This is a genomic window from Streptomyces sp. NBC_01717 (genome assembly GCF_036248255.1).
Classification (GTDB): Bacteria; Actinomycetota; Actinomycetes; order Streptomycetales; family Streptomycetaceae; genus Streptomyces.
This window is the reverse complement of record NZ_CP109178.1, coordinates 2,770,832-2,788,441: the sequence shown is the minus strand read 5'-3', so window position 1 is coordinate 2,788,441 and position 17,610 is coordinate 2,770,832. Positions and strand designations below refer to the sequence as shown.

Annotated in this window: 14 protein-coding genes; 10 read left to right on the top strand and 4 right to left on the bottom strand. The window is 70.4% G+C overall.

All coding sequences use genetic code 11. The features are described from left to right. Nucleotides 1-127 precede the first annotated feature (127 nt). The 5 genes from OHB49_RS12655 to OHB49_RS12635 all read left to right on the top strand — a co-directional run bounded on the left by OHB49_RS12655 (nt 128) and on the right by OHB49_RS12635 (nt 4,650). Nucleotides 128-646 (top strand): DUF1453 domain-containing protein, encoded by a 519-nt coding sequence (locus OHB49_RS12655; protein ID WP_329160313.1) that lies wholly within the window; start codon nt 128-130, stop codon nt 644-646. Then, entirely contained in the window at nt 643-1,809 is a 1,167-nt protein-coding gene (locus OHB49_RS12650; protein ID WP_329160312.1) for a sensor histidine kinase, read from the top strand. Before OHB49_RS12655 ends, OHB49_RS12650 begins: the two co-directional genes overlap by 4 nt. After that, complete coding sequence (locus OHB49_RS12645; protein ID WP_329160311.1) at nt 1,806-2,486, top strand: response regulator transcription factor; 681 nt, start codon at nt 1,806-1,808, stop codon at nt 2,484-2,486. Before OHB49_RS12650 ends, OHB49_RS12645 begins: the two co-directional genes overlap by 4 nt. 131 nt (nt 2,487-2,617) lie before the next feature. Then, the gene (locus OHB49_RS12640) at nt 2,618-3,061 is read left to right on the top strand and encodes a DUF485 domain-containing protein (RefSeq protein WP_329166456.1); all 444 of its coding nucleotides are present in this window, start codon (nt 2,618-2,620) and stop codon (nt 3,059-3,061) included. Further along, nucleotides 3,058-4,650, top strand: coding sequence for a solute symporter family protein (locus OHB49_RS12635; RefSeq protein ID WP_329160309.1), 1,593 nt, complete (start codon nt 3,058-3,060; stop codon nt 4,648-4,650). Before OHB49_RS12640 ends, OHB49_RS12635 begins: the two co-directional genes overlap by 4 nt. A gap of 62 nt (nt 4,651-4,712) precedes the next feature. On the opposite strand, the gene OHB49_RS12630 is transcribed toward OHB49_RS12635, so the two are convergent. Both OHB49_RS12630 and OHB49_RS12625 read right to left on the bottom strand, forming a co-directional pair. Further along, a complete protein-coding gene (locus tag OHB49_RS12630; protein WP_329160307.1) occupies nt 4,713-5,390 on the bottom strand; it encodes a DUF7342 family protein in 678 nt (225 codons plus the stop codon). Further along, on the bottom strand, nt 5,387-7,057 hold the full coding sequence (locus tag OHB49_RS12625) for a sensor histidine kinase (protein WP_329160305.1): 1,671 nt from the start codon (nt 7,055-7,057) through the stop codon (nt 5,387-5,389). The genes OHB49_RS12630 and OHB49_RS12625 overlap by 4 nt, the downstream gene beginning before the upstream one ends. Before the next feature lie 96 nt (nt 7,058-7,153). Between OHB49_RS12625 and OHB49_RS12620 the strand changes: the two genes are divergently transcribed. Further along, nucleotides 7,154-8,173 carry a LacI family DNA-binding transcriptional regulator gene (locus OHB49_RS12620; protein ID WP_329160303.1) on the top strand — a complete coding sequence of 340 codons (1,020 nt, stop codon included), beginning with the start codon at nt 7,154-7,156 and terminating at the stop codon, nt 8,171-8,173. Nucleotides 8,174-8,202: 29 nt separating this feature from the next. Here OHB49_RS12620 and OHB49_RS12615 read toward each other — a convergent pair whose 3' ends face one another. Then, entirely contained in the window at nt 8,203-9,522 is a 1,320-nt protein-coding gene (locus tag OHB49_RS12615; RefSeq protein WP_329160301.1) for a citrate synthase, read from the bottom strand. A gap of 111 nt (nt 9,523-9,633) precedes the next feature. On the opposite strand from OHB49_RS12615, the gene OHB49_RS12610 reads away from it, so the two are divergent. Beyond that, nucleotides 9,634-10,794, top strand: a complete 1,161-nt coding sequence (locus OHB49_RS12610) for a citrate synthase/methylcitrate synthase (RefSeq protein WP_329160299.1) — start codon at nt 9,634-9,636, stop codon at nt 10,792-10,794. A gap of 22 nt (nt 10,795-10,816) precedes the next feature. After that, nucleotides 10,817-11,947, top strand: coding sequence for a CobW family GTP-binding protein (locus OHB49_RS12605; RefSeq protein WP_329160297.1), 1,131 nt, complete (start codon nt 10,817-10,819; stop codon nt 11,945-11,947). Nucleotides 11,948-11,991: 44 nt separating this feature from the next. Here OHB49_RS12605 and OHB49_RS12600 read toward each other — a convergent pair whose 3' ends face one another. Beyond that, a complete protein-coding gene (locus OHB49_RS12600; RefSeq protein WP_329160296.1) occupies nt 11,992-14,442 on the bottom strand; it encodes a DNA gyrase/topoisomerase IV subunit A in 2,451 nt (816 codons plus the stop codon). A gap of 224 nt (nt 14,443-14,666) precedes the next feature. Between OHB49_RS12600 and OHB49_RS12595 the strand changes: the two genes are divergently transcribed. Beyond that, nucleotides 14,667-16,046, top strand: coding sequence for a M16 family metallopeptidase (locus OHB49_RS12595; RefSeq protein ID WP_030974042.1), 1,380 nt, complete (start codon nt 14,667-14,669; stop codon nt 16,044-16,046). A 26-nt stretch (nt 16,047-16,072) separates the two neighbouring features. Further along, nucleotides 16,073-17,455, top strand: coding sequence for a M16 family metallopeptidase (locus OHB49_RS12590; protein WP_030974034.1), 1,383 nt, complete (start codon nt 16,073-16,075; stop codon nt 17,453-17,455). Nucleotides 17,456-17,610 lie beyond the last annotated feature (155 nt).

Here is a 17,610-nt window from a genome sequence, read left to right as displayed (position 1 = left end):
TCGTAGTCTCTCCACCCCTGGGTGGAGACTACGACTCCACCCACGATCAACCCCTGGGCCGATCCCCTGACCTGGGCCTTTCCGTAGCGTCGAAGGCGAAGACCTTTCCCGCACTTCGGAGGCCGCCATGTCCGGGCTCGTCAATGCCCTGCTGATCATTGCCGTCGTGGCTGTCGTCGTGGTCCGCCAGTGCTCGGCACGGCGGATCTCCGACGACCGGCGCTGGTGGATCCTGCCGGGCATCCTGCTCGTCTTGTCTTTGCGCGAACCCGGGCTGATGGACGCACACCACGAGGCGTTGTCCGTCGTGGTCCTTGGCGCCGAACTGGCGGTGGGGCTGGTCACCGGCGCCGGCTGGGGCTGGACGGCCAGGCTGTGGCGTGAACCGGACGGCTCGCTGTGGAGCAAGGGCACCAAGGCCACCGTCTTCGTCTGGACGGGAGGTCTGGTGCTGCGAGCCGCTCTGTACGGGGCTGCCGCGCTGATGGGTATACATCAAGGCAGTGCCGCTCTGATGACGGCTCTTGCGGTGACGCTGCTGATGCGCAGCGGCGTGCTGATGTGGCGGGCCCGCCAGATGCGTCCGGCGTACGGTGGCGCTGCGGACGGCATGCCGTCGCGGCCGGCGTGGAAGGACAGTGTGTGACAAGCGCTACCTGGACGAGCTGGCCGTCCCGGGAGGCTCTCTCGAGAAGGGGCCGCACCCGCCCCCGGGCGGCCATCGCCTGGTCCGTCCGGGTTCTGTTGCTGACCCTCATGCTCTGGGGCACCTTCTCCGACGGCAGGTTCGGGCCCTGGGAAGTCGTGGTCGGCCTGCTGGGCGTCATCGGCTGCGTCTGGGCCGGGTGGGCATTCTTCCGGACCAGCCTGGAGCATCGGCTCTGGCCGTCCCTGGGGCTCATGGCGCTGCTGATGGCGGCGGCCTTCGGGGCGCAGCAAGCCGGTGCGGGTGTGCCGGCCGTGATCTTGTGGTGCGGCTGCGCGGTCACGGCTCTGGAGCGGTTGCCGCTCTCGGCGGGCGTTCCCGCCACGGCCGTCGCGCTGGCCGCGTACGCCGCCGTCAACACCGACGGCTGGATGACGACGGCGGTGACCACAGCGGGTCTCTGCCTTGCGGGATACGTGCTCCGGCTGGATGCCGAGGCCCGCGGCAGCGCCCAGCGGCTCCTCGAGCAGGAGCGGGCTGCCAGGGTGGCCGAAGCCGAGTCGGCGGCGCTGGACGAGCGCTCCAGGATCGCCCGCGAGATCCACGATGTGCTCGCGCACAGTCTCTCCGCGCAGTTGGTGCACCTGGAGGCGGCGCGGCTGCTCATCGAGAGAGAACCTTCGGGGGAGTTCCGGGACCAGGTGCTGGAGCGGGTGGTGGCGGCCCGCTCGATGGCGCGCGATGGGCTGGCCGAGACCCGGCAGGCGCTCTCCGCCCTGCGGGGGGAGGTCTCCCCGGTCGAGGACTACCTGCGACATCTGGTGGCCGCGGTGGAGCCGGGCGAGGTGACGGTGGCCGGGGAGCAGCGGCCGCTGACGGCCGAGGCCTCGCAAGCGGTCAGGCGGGTGGCACAGGAGGCGCTGACCAATGTGCGCAAGCACGCGCCGGGGGCCGACGTGCTCGTACGGCTCGAGTATCTGCCGGGCGAGGTCGCCCTGGAGGTCAGGGACCGGGGTGGCCGCCTGCCCGTGGAGGAGCTCGCTGTCAGTGGCTCCGGTTACGGTCTGCTGGGAATGAGGGAACGTGCCGAGCTGCTCGGCGGGACACTGGAGGCCGGTCCGGGCGAGGAGGGGTTCGTGGTGAGACTGCGGGTGCCCGCGTGACCGCGCGTGTCGTGGTTGCCGACGACCAGTCGGTGGTGCGCGAAGGAATCGTGATGCTGCTGGGGCTGCTGCCAGGGATCGAGGTGGTGGGATCGGCCAGGGACGGGGTAGAGGCCGTCGCGCTCGTCGCGGAGCGGGCTCCGGATGTGGTTCTGATGGACCTCCGCATGCCGCGTTGCGACGGGGTGGAGGCGACGCGGCGCATCCGCAAGGAGTACCCGAACACTCAGGTGGTGGTGCTCACGACGTTCGCGGAGGACGAGTCGCTCTTCCCCGCACTGCAGGCGGGGGCTCGCGGATATCTCACCAAGGACGCCGGGGGCGACGAGATCGTGCGGGCCATCCACGCTGTGCTGTCGGGCGAGGCCGGATTCTCGCCTGCGGTGCAGCGGCGGCTGCTGGAGCGGGTCACCACGGCACCCGCGTCGGCCGGTCCGCCCGCCGCCGAGCCGCAACTGCCCGACGGCCTCACGCCCCGCGAGGCGGAAGTGCTCGTCCTGATCGCCGAGGGACTGTCCAACCCGGAGATCGCCCGCAAGCTGCACATCTCGCAGGCCACCGTGAAGAGCCACATCAACAATCTCTTCGCCAAGACCGGAGTGCGCGACAGGGCGCAGGCCGTGCGCTATGCGTATGTTCGCGGGCTCGCACACCCGCCCGGGACATCCTTCACCTGAAGAGGTGAAGTGCGGCAAATGACCTGCCCGGGAACTTCCCGATCTGTCCATTCTTGGGTACGCGGCCGAAGTGGTCCGTGGACCAGGGGAGTTGTTCGGTGGAGAAGGAAGCAGGGAGCGAGGCCGCAGCGATGCGACTCGACGACCCGTGGTACGACGCGCTGGCTTCCGGATGGGGCGAGCTGGACGGTACGGGAGGCTTCGTGCCGGCCGGGCCACCCGGTTCCGTGCCCCCGCGGCGTGGCCACAGCGCGGCCGACATCTATCTGGAGGTGCAACGCAGCGAGGCCTTCCAGGAAGTGCGCCGCAGGTACCGGCGGTTCGTCGTCCCCGCCACCCTCGCGTTCCTCGTCTGGTACCTCGCCTATGTCGTCACAGCGATCACCGCACCCGGGCTGATGGCCCGGCCGGTGGCCGGCGCGGTCAATGTGGCGATGATCGCGGGGCTCGGACAGTTCCTCACGACGTTCCTGCTCACCGGGGCGTACGCACGGCATGCGCGGCTGCGCAGGGACCGGGCCGCGCTCGATCTGCGCTGGGACACTCAGGAAATGACGCGGGGGATCGGGCGTTGATCGGGAACCACCAGACCCTGGCGCTGCTGCTGTTCAGCGCGTTCGTTGCAGTGACGCTCGCCATCACCACGTGGGTGAGCCGCAACCGGCATGGATCGGCGGAGGAGTTCTATGCGGGCGGCCGGCTGTTCTCCCCCATGGAGAACGGTTTTGCCATCGCCGGCGACTACATGTCGGCCGCGTCCTTCCTCGGCATCTCCGGCCTGATCGCCCTGTTCGGTTACGACGGCATGCTCTACTCGGTCGGATTCCTCGTCGCCTGGCTCGTCGTCCTGCTGCTCGTCGCGGAACTCGTCCGCAACTGCGGCCGGTTCACCCTCGCCGATGTGGTGGCGGCCAGGATGGCGGAACGTCCGGTCCGGATCGCGGCGGGTACCTCCTCCGTCGCCGTCTCCGTGCTCTATCTGGTGGCGCAGATGGTGGGTGCGGGCAGTCTGGTCGCTCTGCTTCTCGGCGGCACCAGTGGTGCTGCCCGCTCCTGGACCGTCATCGGGGTCGGAGCGCTCATGGTGATCTATGTGTCCTTCGGCGGGATGCGCGCCACGACCTGGATCCAGATCGTCAAGGCCGTCATGCTGATGGTGGGCGCGAGCGTGCTGACCGTGCTCGTACTTGTCCACTTCCACGGCAATGTCAACACGCTGCTCAATTCCGCCGCCGAACGGAGCGGGCACGGGCTGGAGTTCCTCTCTCCTGGCCTCAAGTACGGCGGGAGCTGGACCGCGCGCTTCGACTTCGTCAGTCTGGGTCTTGCCCTGGTGCTCGGTACGGCGGGGCTGCCGCACATCCTGTCGCGCTTCTACACGGTGCCCACCGCCCGCGCCGCCCGCCGCTCGGTCGTCTGGTCGATCGGCCTCATCGGCAGCTTCTATCTGATGACGATCGTGCTCGGGTTCGGCGCGGCGGCGCTGGTCGGTTCGGCGGACGTCCGGGCGTCGAATCCCGCCGGGAACACGGCAGTTCCGCTGCTGGCGCTGGTGCTCGGCGGCGGCGAAGGTTCCACCGGGGGGACGATTCTGTTCGCCGTGGTCGCCGCCGTGGCCTTCGCGACCATCCTCGCCGTCGTCGCCGGGATCACGCTCGCCTCGTCGGCCTCCGTGGCCCACGACCTCTACGCCTCACTCAGACGTCCGGGCTGGAAGCAGCACAGTGAGGTCACCGTGGCCCGGGTCGCAGCTGCCGGGATCGGGGTGGCCGCCATTGCGCTCGGTCTGGTCGCGCAGGATCTGAACGTCGCGTTCCTGGTGGCGCTCGCCTTCGCCGTCGCCGCTTCGGCCAATCTGCCCGTGCTGCTGTACTCGCTGTTCTGGCGGAACTTCACCACGCGCGGGGCGGTCTGGTCGGTCTACGGAGGGCTGTTCCCCGCGGTTCTGCTCGTACTGTTCTCACCGGTCGTCTCCGGCAGTCCCACCGCTCTCTTCCCCGGAGTGGATTTCCAGCTCTTCCCGCTGGAGAACCCCGGCCTGGTCTCCATCCCGCTCGGCTTCCTGGCGGGCTGGATCGGCACGGTCACCTCGGCCGAGCCACCGGATGCCGCCAAGCACGCGGAGACCGAGGTCCGGGCGCTGACCGGGGCCGGTGCCGTGTAGCCGACGGCGTCTCAGGAACCGGTGCCGTGGTGGCCGGACGTGCTTCGGCAGCCGCTGGCCCCTCAGGAGCCGGTGGCCCAGGTGTAGCGGTGCTCCGGGCGGCCCGTCTCGCCGTACCGCAGTGTCAGTCGTACCCGGCCCGTCCGCTCCAGCAGCTTCAGATACCGCTGCGCCGTCTGCCGGCTCATCCCGGCGCTCTCCGCGATCTCCTGCGCGGAGAGCGGACCGTCGGCGCCACGGAGCGCCTGGCGGACCAGCTCCGCCGTCGTCGGCGAGTGCCCCTTGGGCAGACCGGGTTCGCCCCCGGCCCACAGGGCACCGAAGAGCCGGTCCACGTCACCCTGTTCGGCCTCGCCGCCGCCCTCCAGGGTGTGGTGCAGCGCCGCGTAGGCCTCCAGCTTGGTCCGCAGCCCCGCGTAGGTGAACGGCTTCACCAGGTACTGGAGCGCACCGTGGCGCATGGCCTCCTGGACGGTCGCGACGTCGCGCGCCGCCGTCACCATGATCACGTCGGTGCGGTGGCCGAGCCTGCGCAGCTCCCGCACCACGGTCAGGCCGTTGCGGTCGGGCATGTAGTGGTCCAGCAGGACGAGATCCACGCGCTGTGACTCGACCGCGGCGAGGGCCGCTGCGGCGCTGTGCGCCTGAGCGGCCACCCGGAATCCGGGCACCCTGGAGACGTAGGCCGCGTTGATCTGCGTAACCCGGATGTCGTCGTCGACGATCAGGACCTCGATCACTGAACTTCTCCTGCGGTGCTCGGCTCCGGATGGGCTGTCGCCGTCAGCCCCGGTTCGGGGAGGGCCTCCGGCAGTACGACGGTGAACTCGGCGCCGCCCTCCGGCGCCGAGCCGACGGTGACGCTGCCGCCCTGTCGTTCGGCCAGCCGCCGTACCAGTGCGAGACCCAGACCGCGTTTGCCGTGCGCCGGGAGCTCCTTGGTCGACCAGCCCTCGGTAAAGATCGATTCGTGCTGCTCGGGAGGGACGCCCGGGCCGCTGTCGCGGACCTGCAGCACCACCGTACGGCCGTCCGCCCGAAGGCCCACCTCGATCACGGCGCCGTCCGACCCGGCCGCCGCGTCCAGGGCGTTGTCGACGAGATTGCCGACGGCGGTGACGAGCCCGCGCGAATCCACCAGCCGGTCCGGGAGCAGCGTGCCGGGCGCCATCCGAAGGGAGACGCCGCGCTCCGCCGCGACCGTCGCCTTGCCGACCAGCAGGGCCGCCAGCAGCGGGTCGTGAACCTTCTCGGTGACCTGCTCGGCGGTGGCCCGGTGGCCGCCGACGACCTCCGTGACGAACTCAATCGCGTCGTCGTGCATCTCCAGCTCCAGCAGCCCCAGGAGCGTGTGCAGCCGGTTGGCGTGTTCGTGGTCCTGCGCGCGCAGGGCGTCGATCAGACCGCGGGTGGAGTCGAGTTCTCGGCCGAGATGCTCGAGTTCGGTGCGGTCGCGGAGGGTGGCGACCGCACCCCCGTCGTCGGTCGGCATCCGGTTGGCGAGCAGCACCCGGTTGCCCCGTACGGTCAGCAGATCGTCGCCGACCACTCGGCCGGCCAGCACGTCGGCCGTCCGCCCGAGGCCGAGCGCCTCGTCGAGCGGGCGGCCCGCGGCATCGGGGCCGAGCCCGAGCAGCCGCTGCGCCTCGTCGTTCAGGAGCCGGATACGTCCCGTCCGGTCGAGCGCGACCACCCCTTCCCGGATGCTGTGCAGCATTGCCTCGCGTTCGGTCAGCAGCGCGGAGATGTCGGAAAAGGCAAGGTCCTGGGTCTGCCGCTGGATACGACGGGAGACGAGATAGGCGGCGAGCGCCCCGACGGCCAGCGCCCCGCCCGCGTAGGCGAGCAGCCCGGGGATCGCCGCCAGGAGGTGGGCGCGGACGCTGTCGTACGCGATACCGACCGAGACCGCCCCGACGATGTGGCCCGACTCGTCGCGGAGCGGCACCTTGCCACGGGCCGAGCGGCCGAGCGTGCCGCTGTCGATCTCCATGACCTGGTCGCCCGCGAGCGCCTCACCGGGGTCGGTGGAGACGACCTTTCCGATCCGGCCGGCGTCGGGGTGCGACCAGCGCACCCCGCGCCGGTCCATGACGACGACGTACTCGGCGCCGGTGGACCGCCTGACCCGCTCGGCCGCCGACTGCACGGGCCCGCCGGGGGCCGGGGCGGTGGCGAGCAGCGCCTCGGTGATCTGCGGCTGGGCCGCCGTGCTCTGCGCGATGGCGAGCGCACGGTGCATCGCCTCGTCGTCGAGCTGTGCGCTGAGGGGTGCCAGAAAGAGGCCGGTGGCGAGTACGGTGACGCCGGTGGCGATGGCGAGTTGTATCAGCAGCACCTGGGAGAAGACCCGCTGCGGCCAACCGAGCCGTCGCGGCCTCCGGGGGGTGGGCGGTGGGGCGCTCATCGTACGAAGGTAAAGGGCATACCGGCGCTTTCCGAAATTTTTGTTGTTTCCAACTCCACGCAACCCACTTGCGTTTCTTGCGCTAATCTTGCGTGTATGACGCGACGACTTGCTCAAGTGGCACAGAAGGTGGGAGTCAGCGAGGCCACGGTCAGCCGGGTGCTCAACGGTAAGCCAGGCGTCTCCGATGCCACCCGGAAGGCCGTGCTCTCCGCGCTCGACGTCCTCGGTTACGAGCGTCCGACCCAGCTGCGGGGCGAACGGGCAAGACTGGTCGGTCTGGTCCTGCCCGAGCTGCAGAACCCGATCTTCCCTGCCTTCGCCGAAGTCGTCGGCGGTGCGTTGGCGCAGCAGGGCCTGACCCCTGTGCTGTGTACCCAGACCAAGGGCGGCGTCTCCGAGGCCGACTACGTGGAGCTGCTCCTGCAGCAGCAGGTGTCCGGGGTGGTCTTCGCGGGCGGGCTCTACCACCAGGCCGACGCCGCACACGATCACTACAAGGTGCTGGCCGACCGCAAGATCCCGGTGGTCCTGATCAATGCGGCCATTGCCCATCTCGGCTTCCCCGGTGTCTCCTGCGACGACTCCGTCGCCGTCGAGCAAGCCTGGCGCCATCTCGTCTCGCTCGGTCACGAGCGCATCGGCCTGGTGCTCGGCCCCGCCGACCATGTGCCCTCACAGCGCAAGCTGACCGCCGCCCGGGCGCTGGCGGAGGAGGCCGGCAGTACTGTGCCGGACGAGTGGGTGGCCCGGGCCATGTTCTCGCTGGAGGGCGGACAGGCCGCCGCCATGCGCCTGCTGGACCGGGGCGTCACCGGCATCATCTGCGCGAGCGACCCGCTCGCTCTCGGGGCGGTCCGTGCGGCCCGCCGGCGCGGTCTCTCCGTGCCCGCCGACGTCTCGGTCGTGGGCTACGACGACTCCGCCTTCATGAACTGCACCGAGCCGCCGCTGACCACGGTCCGTCAGCCGATCGAGGCCATGGGGCGTGCCGCCGTCGAACTGCTCACCCTTCAGATCGGGGGTCGTACGGTGCCGTCGGACGAGCTCCTCTTCGAACCGGAGCTGGTGGTGCGGGGGTCCACCGCGCAGCCTCCGCGGGACATTTCCGGCTGATCATCGATATTTTGCGCGCTATGGCCCATCTATTGCGAGTGAGCCCCGTGTGTGGCGACCGATCCCGGGGCAGGCAGTGACTGAGGCGGGCGGGGACCTCCGTACTGGCCGCTGGGGCGCATCCGCAACGGACGTTCCCCGTACTCCTCCAGCGCATGGGCGATCCAGCCCGCTGTACGGGACACCGCGAACACCGTCTCACCCGCCTCCGCCGACATGCCGGAGGCGACGGAGAGCACGGCCAGCGCCAGGTCGACGTTGGCGTGCAGCGGGGTGTGGCGCGCGGTCGTGGTGACCACGTCGCGTGCAGCGGCCAGCGCGGGTGCCGCCTGCGGGACCTCCGCGAGCCTGGCGAACAGCGTCCGTGCGCGCGGATCCTCGGTGGTGTAGAGCCGGTGTCCGAGCCCCGGCACCTGACGGCCGGTGCGGAGATGGTCCGCGACCACCGGGGTCGCACTGCCCCGCTCCAGGACCTCGGTCAGCATCCTGTGGGCCAGGCTGCTCGCGGCGCCGTGCAGGGGGCCCTCCAGGACCCCGAGGCCCGCGGAGACCACCGCGTACGGATGGGCGCGGGCGGATGCGGCGACCCGCGCGGCCAGTGTCGAGGCGGCCAGATCGTGGTCGAGCAGCAGGCCGAGAGCCGTGTCAAGCGCGGCAAGTGAAGGCGCGTCGGCCGGCCGGGCGGTGAGTTTCGGCCACAGACGGTGCGCCAGGCCGGGCGGGTGCGAAGCGGCTTCGCCGTCGGCCGTCGCGGGTGCACCGACAGCCGTGGGCAACGCGCCGACCAGGGTCGGGATCAGGCTCCGCGCGCTGCCGAGCACGGCCTCGCGCGAGAGGTCGAAGCGCAGCGGATCGGCGGCCGCCGCGGCGACCACGGCAACCCGCAGTCGGTCCGTCGACCCGCTGTGCGCGGGCAGCGCACCGACGGCCCGGCGCGCCGCGGTCAGGGCCTCGGCAGGCGCGGTGAAGCGGATGCCGGGCCGGAGATCACCGGTCCACAGCCATTCGGCGATCTCCTCGTAGGAGTAGTGCGTGGCCAGCTCGGTCGCGTCGACACCCCGGAAGTAGTACCGGTCGGTCTCGATCAGCGTGATGCCGGTACGGAACACCAGGTCACCGCCGGCCGGGGCGGGTTCCCTCCGTCCCGTACGCCGTACCAGTGCATCGACCTCCGTGGCGTCGAACGTACTGCCGCGACCGCCGGGGGCGCGCCTGCTGCTCAGCTGACCCCGGCTGACGTACGCGTACACCGTCTCGGGCTTCACGCCCAGGCGCTCGGCAGTCTCGCGCGTCGTGAGCCGCTCCGCGCGCGCGTCGGCGCGGTCGTCGGGTGCTGCTTGATCGCTCATGCTGCTCACCGTATCCATATTGATTCAATCAACATTGACAGGATTGAAGTCAAGCATAGACAGTCGAATCAATATTGATGGTCCTGCACAGTGAAGCTCGCGGAGGAAGAGATGCCGACCATGACCAACGGAACCCCGCTCGACGTACCCCGAGGCCTCGCGGGTGTCGTCGTCACGGACACCGCCCTCGGAGACGTCCGGGGACGCGAGGGCTTCTACCACTACCGGCAGTACTCGGCGATCGAGCTCGCTCAGACCCGCAGCTTCGAGGACGTCTGGTACCTGATGTTCCACGGCGAGCTGCCCGGTCCGGCCGCCCGCGCCGACTTCGCCGCGCGCACCGCCGCCATGCGCCGACTGCCCCCGGAGGTACGGGGCGCCCTGCCGGCGATAGCCCGTGCGGGCGCGGTCTCCGGCCCCCTCGCCGGGCTGCGCACCGCACTGTCGCTGCTCGGCGCCTCGGCCGGCTTCCGTCCGGTGTACGACATCGACGGCGACCGGCGCCGCAGCGACGCGCTGGCTGCCTGCGCGGCCGTCCCCACCGTGCTGACCGCCCTGTACCGGCTCGGCCAGGGCCTGGAACCGGTCGAGCCGCGCGACGATCTGCCGTACGCCGCCAACTACCTCTACATGCTCACCGGATCCGAGGCGGACGCCGCCCGCGTGAGGGCCGTCGAGCAGTATCTGATCTCCACCGTCGACCACGGCTTCAACGCCTCGACCTTCACCGGCCGGGTCGTCGCCTCCACCGGCGCGGACATCGCCGCCTGCCTGGTGGCGGCCGTCGGCGCACTCTCCGGCCCGCTGCACGGCGGAGCTCCCAGCCGCGCGCTCGCCACGCTGGACGCGATCGGCACCCCCGACCGCATCGACAGCTGGATCCGCGAGCGCGTGCTCGCGGGCGAGCGGATCATGGGCTTCGGCCACCCCGTGTACCGCACCGAGGACCCGCGCTCACGCATGCTGCGCGGGATCGCCCAGGGTTTCGGCAGCCCGCTGGTCGACTTCGCGGTCGAGGTGGAGCGCCAGGTCGAGGCGATCCTCGCCGAGCTCAAGCCGGGGCGTGAGCTGCACACCAACGTGGAGTTCTACGCCGGGGTCGTCATGGAGCTGTGCGGGCTGCCGCGCGAGATGTTCACTCCGACCTTCTGTGCGGCGCGGGTGGTCGGCTGGAGCGCCAATATCCTGGAGCAGGCGGAGGACTCCAAGATCATCCGCCCGGCGGCCCGCTACATCGGTCCGACCCCGCCCCAGCCGGTCCCGGCGCCCTGACGTTTCCCGAGGAAGGCCCCCGTTGAACCCGTCGTCCCCGCCCCGTAAGCAGCAGATCCCGGTCATCGTCCTGGCCGGGTTCCTGGGATCCGGCAAGACGACTCTGCTCAACCATCTCCTGCGCCACCGTGCGGGGAGCAGGATCGGCGTGATCGTCAACGATTTCGGCTCCATCGAGATCGATGCCATGACGGTCTCGGGCCAGGTCGGCTCGACCGTCTCGCTGGGCAACGGCTGCCTGTGCTGTGCCGTCGACGCGAGCGAACTCGACACCTTCCTGGAGACGCTCACCAGGCCCGCCGCCCGCCTCGATGTGATCGTCATCGAGGCGAGCGGACTCGCCGAACCCCAGGAGCTTGTAAGGATGCTGCTGGCCAGCGACAACCCGCACATCGTGTACGGGGGACTGGTCGAGGTCGTCGACGCCGCCGAATTCGACGCCACCCGGGGGCGTCATCCGGAGATCGACCGCCATCTCGGCGTCGCCGATCTCGTCGTACTGAACAAGACCGACCGGATCGAGGACGAGGAACAGATCCGTATCCGCAAGGCCATCGCGGCGACCGGCAGCGGGGCGGCCGTCATCTCCGCCACGTACGGACGTATCGATCCGGAGCTTCTCTTCGACCCGGCGCTGCGGCCGGACGGTGAGGAGAGGATGCGTCAGCTCACCTTCGAGGACCTCCTGCTGGAGGAGGGTGCGGAAGGGAGCGAGGCACACGCGGGGCATCTGCACGCCGCGTACGAGAGTGTCTCCTTCACCTCCGACGTGCCCATGAACCCCCGCCGACTGATGGGGTTTCTCGACTCCCGGCCCGAGGGCCTCTACCGGATCAAGGGGTTCGTCGACTTCGGCGCGGGTGACCGCGGGAACACATATGCGCTGCATGCCGTCGGCAGATTCCTGCGGTTCGGCCCCCGGCCCTGGAAGCGCGACGAACCACGTCTCACCCAGCTCGTGCTGATCGGCTCCGGCATCGCCCCGGACACCCTGCACAAGGAGCTGGCCGCCTGTCGCGAGAACGCCGCACCTGACACGCCGGACACCGCTCCGCACGCGGCAACGTCCCCGGACGCGCCGCAGGACGCCGCACATGAGCAGAGCATGTGGGGCGTCCTGCGGTACGTACAACAGCCGGTCGACGACGCGTAGCCCGTCGGCCCGACACCGACCGGCCGCCGCGGGTCGGGCGGTGGCTACGCCGGTCCGGCGATCACCGCGACCGGCTTGGCCAGCGGCGTACCCGAACCGTCGCGGCGCGGATCCGGCTCCGGCAGCTCGGTCGGCGTGCCGTTCTTCTGCGCCGCCCGCGCAGGCGTCGCGCCCGCCCAGGCGAACACCAGGACGTCCTCGCCCTTGAGGAACCGCTGACAGCGCACCCCGCCGGTCGCCCTGCCCTTGCGCGGATACTGGTCGAACGGCGTGAGCTTCGCCGTCAGCACCGAGTCGTCCAGCGTGCCGTGCGAGCCCGCCACCGTGAACACCATCGCGTCCACCGCCGGATCCACCGCACCGAACGAGAGCACCTCGGCGCCTGCGGTCAGCTTCACCCCCGCCATACCGCCGGCCGGCCGGCCCTGCGGCCGCACCTGCGCCGCCGGGTAACGCAGCAGCTGCGCGTCGGACGTGATGAAGACCAGATCCTCCTCGCCGGTACGCAGTTCGGCGGCGCCGACGATCCGGTCACCCTCCTTGAGGGTGATGACCTCCAACTCGTCCTTGTTGGCCGGGTAGTCCGGCACCACCCGCTTGACGACCCCCTGCAGGGTGCCGATCGCCAGGCCGGGGGAGGACTCGTCGAGAGTGGTGAGGCAGACGACTTCCTCGTCGTTCTCCAGCGTGAGGAACTCCGAAACCATCGCGCCGCCCGAGAGATTGGGCGCCGCGTGCGTGTCCGGAAGCTGCGGCAGATCGATTACCGCGAGCCGCAGCAACCGCCCGGTGGACGTCACCGCACCCACATCGCCGCGCGCCGTCGCCGGCACGGCCGACACGATCACATCGTGCTTGGCCCGCTTGGCGTCCTCGTCGAACGCGATCGGGTCGCCGGTTGCCGTACGGGCCAGCAGACCGGTCGAGGAGAGCAGCACCCGGCACGGGTCGTCCGCGACCTCCAGCGGCACCGCAGCGACCTGCGCACCGGCCGACTCCAGCAGCACCGTACGCCGGTCGGTGCCGAACTTCTTGGCGACCGCGGCCAGTTCGGTGGAGACCAGCTTGCGCAGCTCGGCGTCCGATTCGAGGATCGCGGTCAGCTCGTCGATCTCGGTGTTGAGCCGGTCCCGCTCGCTCTCCAGCTCGATCCGGTCGAACCGGGTGAGCCGGCGCAGCGGGGTGTCCAGGATGTACTGCGTCTGGATCTCGCTCAGCGAGAAGTGCTCGATGAGCCGCTCCTTCGCCTGCGCCGAATTGTCACTGGACCGGATGAGCCGGATGACCTCGTCGATGTCGATCAGCGCGACGAGCAGGCCCTCGACCAGATGGAGCCGGTCGCGACGCTTGGTCCGGCGGAACTCACTGCGGCGGCGCACCACGTCGAAGCGGTGGTCGAGATAGACCTCGAGGAGCTCCTTGAGGCCCAGCGTGAGCGGCTGCCCGTCGACCAGCGCCACATTGTTGATGCCGAAGGACTCCTCCATCGGCGTCAGCTTGTAGAGCTGCTCCAGCACGGCCTCGGGCACGAAGCCGTTCTTGACCTCGATGACCAGGCGCAGACCGTGCTCGCGGTCGGTGAGATCCTTGACGTCCGCGATGCCCTGGAGCTTCTTCGCCGAGACCAGGTCCTTGATCTTGGCGATCACCTTCTCCGGGCCGACGGTGAACGGCAGTTCGGTGACGACCAGACCCTTGCGGCGCGCCGTGGCGTTCTCCACGGAGACGGTCGCACGGATCTTGAACGTGCCGCGGCCGGCGGCGTAGGCGTCCTTGATGCCGCCGAGGCCCACGATCCGGCCGCCGGTCGGCAGGTCCGGACCGGGAACGAACCGCATCAGGGTGTCCAGGTCCGCACCCGGATGCTTGATCAGGTGGCGGGCGGCGGCGATGACCTCGCCCAGGTTGTGCGGCGGCATGTTGGTCGCCATGCCGACCGCGATCCCGGACGAGCCGTTGACCAGGAGGTTCGGATACGCGGCCGGGAGGACGACCGGCTCCTGCTCCTGACCGTCGTAGTTCGACTGGAATCCGACGGTGTCCTCGTCGATCGACTCCGTCATCAGCGACGTGGCGTCGGCCATCCGGCACTCGGTGTACCGCATGGCGGCCGGCGGGTCGTCGTTGCCGAGCGAGCCGAAGTTGCCGTGTCCGTCGACGAGCGGGAGCCGCATCGAGAACGGCTGCGCCATCCGCACCAGCGCGTCGTAGATCGACGCGTCGCCGTGCGGGTGCAACTTGCCCATGACCTCGCCGACGACGCGGGCACACTTCACGTAGCCGCGGTCGGGGCGCAGCCCCATTTCGTTCATCTGGTACACGATGCGGCGGTGCACCGGCTTCATGCCGTCGCGGGCGTCCGGCAGGGCCCGTGAGTAGATCACCGAGTACGCGTACTCGAGGAAGGAGCCCTGCATTTCGTCGACGACGTCGATGTCGAGGATCTTCTCCTCGAAGTCGTCCGGCGGCGGGGTCTTCGTACTGCGGCGGGCCATCGCTGCTGCGACTCCTTCACAGATCTGTTCGGGCAACCTCTGGTTCTGACGCGGACCATTGTGGACCGCCGCACTGACAACCCCGACCTCGACCCGTCTCTAGGGGCCGTCCGGCGCTCTTTCACGCGAACTTCCACGGCACGGGAACTTCGCCAGGTGTCGGTCCGCTTGCTTACAGTGGCAGGTCTCGCAGGAAATCCAGTATCGCGATCGAAGGGACGTACATGCCCATGGGTCACACGGCCACAGCCCAGGCCGGCTCCGGCGGCTTGACAGCGACCGAGCACCGTCTGGCCAACGGCCTGCGCGTGGTGCTCTCCGAGGACCATCTGACCCCGGTCGCCGCGGTGTGCCTCTGGTACGACGTCGGTTCGCGCCACGAGGTCAAGGGGCGCACGGGTCTGGCTCACCTCTTCGAGCACCTGATGTTCCAGGGTTCCGGACAGGTCAAGGGGAACGGACACTTCGAACTGGTGCAGGGGGCCGGCGGCTCCCTCAACGGGACCACCAGCTTCGAACGCACCAACTACTTCGAGACGATGCCCACGCACCAGCTGGAGCTGGCCCTCTGGCTCGAGGCCGACCGGATGGGCTCACTGCTCGCCGCGCTCGACGACGAGTCCATGGAGAATCAGCGGGACGTCGTCAAGAACGAGCGCCGCCAGCGCTACGACAACGTGCCGTACGGCACGGCGTTCGAGAAGCTGACCGCCCTCGTCTACCCGGAGGGCCACCCGTACCACCACACCCCGATCGGCTCGATGGCCGACCTGGACGCTGCGACGCTCGAGGACGCACGCACCTTCTTCCGTACGTACTACGCGCCCAACAACGCGGTGCTGTCCGTCGTCGGCGACATCGACTCCGAGCAGACGCTCGCCTGGATCGAGAAGTACTTCGGCTCCATCCCGTCCCACGACGGCAAGCAGCCGCCGCGCGACGGCGCGCTCCCCGAGGTGATCGGCGAGCAGCTGCGCGAAGAGGTCCGTGAGGAGGTCCCGGCGCGGGCGCTGATGGCCGCCTACCGGCTGCCGCACGACGGCACCCGGGAGTGCGACGCCGCCGACCTCGCGCTGACCGTGCTGGGCGGTGGCGAGTCCTCCCGGCTGCACAACCGCCTGGTCCGCCGCGACCGGACGGCCGTGGCGGCCGGATTCGGGCTGCTGCGGCTCGCCGGTGCGCCCTCGCTCGGCTGGCTGGACGTGAAGACGTCCGGCGGGGTCGAGGTGGCGCAGATCGAGACCGCGGTCGACGAGGAGCTGGCCCGGTTCGCGGCCGAGGGTCCGACGCCCGAGGAAATGGAGCGCGCCCAGGCCCAGTTGGAGCGCGAGTGGCTGGACCGGCTGGGTACGGTCGCGGGCCGCGCCGACGAACTGTGCCGGTTCGCCGTGCTGTTCGGTGACCCGCAGCTCGCCCTGACCGCCGTACAGCGGGTGCTCGACGTCACGGGGGAGGAGGTCCAGGCGGCCGCCAGGGCCCAGCTTCACCCCGACAACCGGGCGGTGCTCGTCTACGAGCCGGTCGAGCCGGCCGAGTCCACCGAGGGGGCGGCCGCCGACGAGGCGGACGCCGACACCGACGCGCACGAAGGGGCGGACAAGTGACCGACGCTGCCGCGACTGGAGTATCGATGGAGTACCACCCGCAGCCGACCCCGGGCACGGCCAGGCCCTGGGCCTTCCCCGCCCCCGAGCGCGGCGCCCTGCCCAACGGGCTCACGGTGCTGCGCTGCCACCGCCCCGGCCAGCAGGTCGTCGCGGTCGAGATCTACCTCGACGCCCCTCTGGACGCCGAGCCCGAGGGCCTCGACGGCGTGGCCACGATCATGGCGCGGGCGCTGTCCGAAGGCACGGACAAGCACTCCGCGGAGGAGTTCGCAGCCGAGCTGGAGCGCTGCGGGGCCACCCTCGACGCGCACGCCGACCACCCCGGCGTCCGGGTCTCCCTCGAGGTCCCGGCCTCCCGGCTGGCCAAGGCGCTCGGTCTGGTCGCCGAGGCGCTGCGGGCACCCGCGTTCTCCGACAGCGAGATCGAGCGGCTGGTACGCAACCGGCTCGACGAGATCCCGCACGAGCAGGCCAACCCGGCCCGCCGCGCCGCCAAGCAGCTCTCCAAGGAGCTCTTCCCGGCCACCGCGCGGATGTCGCGCCCGCGCCAGGGCACCGAGGAGACGGTGGAGCGGATCGACTCCGCGGCCGTCCGCAGCTTCTACGAGGCCCATGTCCGGCCCTCCACCGCGACCGCCGTGGTCGTCGGTGACCTCACGGGCATCGACCTGGAGGCGTTGCTCGCCGACACCGTCGGCGACTGGGCCGGGAACAGTGCCGAGTCCCGGCCGGTCCCGCCGATCACCGCCGACGACACCGGCCGGGTGGTCATCGTCGACCGTCCCGGAGCCGTGCAGACCCAGCTGCTGATCGGCCGTATCGGCGCCGACCGGCACGACAGCGTCTGGCCGGCCCAGGTCCTCGGCACGTACTGCCTGGGCGGCACGCTCACCTCCCGGCTGGACCGGGTGCTGCGTGAGGAGAAGGGCTACACCTACGGCGTGCGGGCCTTCGCGCAGGTCCTGCGGTCGTCGGCACCGGACTCCGCCTCCGGGGCGACGGGCGCCGCGATGCTGGCCATCAGCGGTTCGGTGGACACGGAGTCCACCGGACCGGCGCTCGGCGACCTGTGGACGGTCCTGCGGACGCTGGCGGCCGAGGGCCTGACCGACGCCGAGCGCGAGACGGCCGTGCAGAACCTCGTGGGCGTCGCCCCGCTGAAGTTCGAGACGGCGGCCTCGGTCGCGGGCACGCTCGCCGACCAAGTCGAGCAGCACCTCCCGGACGACTACCAGGCGCAGCTTTACGCCCGCCTCGCCGAGACCGGCACCGTCGAGGCGACCGCGGCGGTGGTCAGCGCCTTCCCGGTGGACCGTCTGGTCACGATCCTCGTCGGCGACGCCGCCCAGATCGAGGAGCCGGTCCGGGCGCTGGGCATCGGAGAGGTGTCGGTCGTCACCGGCTGACGTATCAGATCACCGCATATCGGTACAGAGGGAGACCCCGCGAGTCACTTCTCGCCGGGGTCTCCCCTTTTGTCCTATTTGCCGGATAACCGACCATGTGCCCTGTGGGATGCGCTACAAAGCGCCCTGTCCGTTTGGTGAATGAAAGTCCCCCC